Origin of the sequence: Teichococcus aerophilus (genome assembly GCF_014490485.1) — a bacterium.
GTDB classification, from domain to species: Bacteria; Pseudomonadota; Alphaproteobacteria; order Acetobacterales; family Acetobacteraceae; genus Pseudoroseomonas; species Pseudoroseomonas aerophila.
Map to the genome: position 1 here is coordinate 1 of NZ_JACTVA010000115.1, position 3,235 is coordinate 3,235.

2 protein-coding genes and 1 pseudogene are annotated in these 3,235 nt (G+C 70.6%); 1 reads left to right on the top strand and 2 read right to left on the bottom strand.

Going from position 1 to position 3,235, the window contains the following annotated elements; translation table 11 throughout:
* Both IBL26_RS25270 and IBL26_RS25275 read right to left on the bottom strand, forming a co-directional pair.
* On the bottom strand, positions 1 to 1,237 hold a 1,237-nt coding region (locus IBL26_RS25270), incomplete at its 3' end, for an FAD binding domain-containing protein (protein ID WP_187787260.1).
* 374 nt (positions 1,238 to 1,611) lie between these two features.
* Positions 1,612 to 2,517 carry a polysaccharide deacetylase family protein gene (locus IBL26_RS25275; RefSeq protein ID WP_187787261.1) on the bottom strand — a complete coding sequence of 302 codons (906 nt, stop codon included), beginning with the start codon at positions 2,515 to 2,517 and terminating at the stop codon, positions 1,612 to 1,614.
* Between the two features lie 358 nt (positions 2,518 to 2,875).
* Here IBL26_RS25275 and IBL26_RS25280 point away from each other — a divergent pair.
* Positions 2,876 to 3,235 (top strand): annotated as a pseudogene (locus IBL26_RS25280) (thiol reductant ABC exporter subunit CydD); the annotation flags it as partial.

Consider the following 3,235-nt stretch of genomic DNA (forward strand, 5'->3'; position numbering starts at 1 on the left):
CGCCGGCCAGCGCGGCCTCGGCGGCGGCGGCGCGGGCCGGGGTGGCGGCCATGCCGCCGAAGGCGAGCCGCGCCTCCGCGATCTGCGCGCCCTCCAGCCGCAGCAGGAAGGCGGCGGACACGGCGGAGATGTCCTGGTCGTGCCGCTTGGAGAGCTTTTCACACACGAACACGCTGCCCGGCGGCGGGCGTGGCAGGTCGATGCGGAGGATGATCTCGTCCGGTGCCAACAACGTCTGCCGGTAGCCGGTGAAGAAGCGGGCGGCCGGCACCGCCCGTTCCCCCCGCGCAGCCGAGGCCAGCACGATGCTTGCCCCCAGCGCCAGCAGCGGTGGCAGCGCATCGCCGATCGGCGACGCGGTGCCGAGATTGCCGCCCAGCGTGCCCATGCCACGGATCTGCCGCGACCCGAGCCGGCGCAGCAGCGCGGCCAGCGGGGCGAAATCCGGCTCGCCTTCCAGCGCCTTCAACAGCCTTCCGTACGGCGCGGCGGCGCCGATGCGCAGCCCATCCTCCATGACCTCCACCCCTTGCAGTTCCGGCACGGCGGAAAGGCACAGGATGGCTGGCGGTACCTCCCGGTGCTCGGAGACACGCAGGCCGAGATCGGTGCCACCGGCCAGCAGCCAGGCATCCGGCAGGGCGGCACGCAGCGCCAGCAGGCCAGGCAGGTCGGTGGGCAGGTGGAAATCTTGCCCCTCCGCGCTGAACGTCCCGGCCTTGGCGGTGCCGATGGCAGGCGGGGGCGCGCCGTCATCTTCCACCTGCTTGAACGCCTCCAGGATCGGCCGATAGCCGGTGCAGCGGCACAAATTGCCGGCCAGCGCCGCATGCGCGCCCTCTGCGCAGGCACCCTCGCTGGCACGTGGGTGCGCCCAGGCGGACATGACGATGCCCGGGGTGCAGAAGCCGCACTGCGTGGCATCGGCCTCCGCCATCGTCCGCTGCACCTTGTGGGGGCCGCCATCCGGCGCGCGCAGCCCCTCCACCGTACGGAAGGCGCGGCCATGCATCTGGCCCAGCAAAGCCAGGCAGGCATTCAGCGGGGTGCGGGTGCCGTCGGCCTCCTCCGCCACCACGGTGCAGGCGCCGCAATCACCCTCCGCACAGCCCTCCTTGGTGCCGGTCAGCCGCGCCTCGGGACCGCGTAGCCATTCCAGCAGGGTCTGCCCGGGGCGGGTGCCGGCAGGCAGGCGGCGCGGGGCGCCATTCAGGACGAACTCGATGCATCCACTCATGCGGAGGAGCGAAGCAAATCCTGCGCCGCGCTGGAAGCGGCGCGTTTGGGGGGGAAGGCCGGGGGAAGGAATTCCCCCGGGCCCCCATCTTCTTTTTTGTAGTTTTGGGCGGCTGCGGGGGTGAGGGTTCGCTTTGCGGGAGGCGGGTTTCGGGCCTGGCATAGAGCGCGTTGTTCTGGGCTTCGCCGTGTAGGGACGTGGCCGATCGGTCCCCATTGAATATGCGGGGAATGTTGGGGTGGCTATTATATATAATTATATCAAATACTTGGATTGGGTGCGCCGTTCATTGGAGCACCCTAGGAACGGGTTTCCAAAGGCCTCAGGCCTTTGTCGGGGAGAGTTTGAGAGGGGCAGCGCCCCTCTCAACCGCTTCAGGGCACCGCTCCCTCCGGCAACCCGAGCACGTGGTCCAGGATGCCGCCGGCCGTGGTGATCCAGACGGTGTCGCGCGCCGCCGCCACATGCGCCAGCGCCCGCCGCAGGGCGCGCAGCCGGTAGGGCTGGCCGATCAGGTAGGGATGCAGGGCGATGCCCATCACCTGCGGGACGCCGTCCCGCACCTGGCGCAGCCTTTCGTCGAAATCATCCATGATCATGTCGGCGAACTGCGCGGCGCCGTCCTTGCGGGCGACGATGGCGGGGATGTCGTTCACCTCCTGCGGGTAGGGGATAGCGAGCAGCGGCCCGGCCCGCGTCGCCATCCAGATCGGCTGGTCGTCAGCGCACCAGTTCAGGGTGTAGCGGTAGCCGGCCTCGGCCAGCAGGTCCGGCGTGACGGTGCTTTCCGCGATCCAGGGGGAGAGCCAGCCGCGCGGCGCCGCGCCTTCCGCCGTCAGGAGGGCTGCGGTGGAATCGGCGATCAATTGCCGTTCCGCCGCTTCGTCCAGCACGCTTTGCCGTTCGCTGTTGGTGCGGCCGTGGCCGGCGAACTCGTCGCCGCGGGCGCGGTGGGCGGCCAGCAGTTCCGGCGCATAATCATACATCGCGCTGTTCAGCAGCACGGTGGCGGGCAGGGCGAGCTCGTCCAGCAATTCCAGTATCCGCCAGGCGCCGACGCGGTTGCCGTAATCCCGCCAGGCGTAGTTCAGCACGTCCGGCTGCGGCCCGCCGCCACCATTGGCGCCGGGGGCCAACTCGGCGCCCAGGCCTTCGCCGAAGGCAAAGTGCTCCAGGTTGAGGCCGAGATACACCGCCAGCTTCGCCCCGCCCGGCCAGGCATAGGCCGCCCGCCCCGGCCAGGGGTGATAGGCGTAGCGGCCGTGGCTGGGCAGGATCATTGCGGATCGGTCCTATGAAGGGCTGAAGGAAAGACGCTGCGTCCGGGCGAAGCTGACGATAACCGGCCTGGCCCAGCGGCTGACATCGCCCTGCAAAGACCGAGCCTGGCCACAGGCCCATGAACAGAAAAAAGATGGGCGCCTGGGGGAATTCCTTCCCCCGGCCTTGCTGCCTTCGCCATGGGGCAAGGCCCGCGCCAGGCCTGCGCCCCTGTTCGTTACGCGCAGCCAGGCGCCTGTTGCCCAAGACCTCGCCACTCCCGTGCACCGACGCCGTGATCCTAGGCAGCCAGACGGGAGCAGAATCGCGCAAGGCGGCGATACCCCCCGGCGCCGATCTGTTCTAGAACGCCCGACCATGTCCATGCCCCCCAAGGCTGAGGCGGCCCGGGCGCGCGCCTTGTTGTCGGCTGCGGCCCGTGAAGGCCGCGGGCGTCTCGCGCGTCCCATCCTGCTCGGCATCGCTTCGATCGCCTGTGGCATCGCCCAGGTCTGGCTCATTGCCCGCGTGCTGGCGGCCCTGCTGGGGCACGGCTTCTCGCTGGAGGACGGCCTGGGCGGAGACGCCGGCTGGGCGGACCTCGCCGGTGCCGCTGCGCTAGCGCTGCTCGCCACCGGGCTGACCGTGGCGCAGGAGCGCGCGCAGGCCGCCGCCGGCGCCGAGGCCCGTGCCCGGTTGCGGGACCGTGCCTTCGCCGCCCTGCTGGCCGCCGGCCCG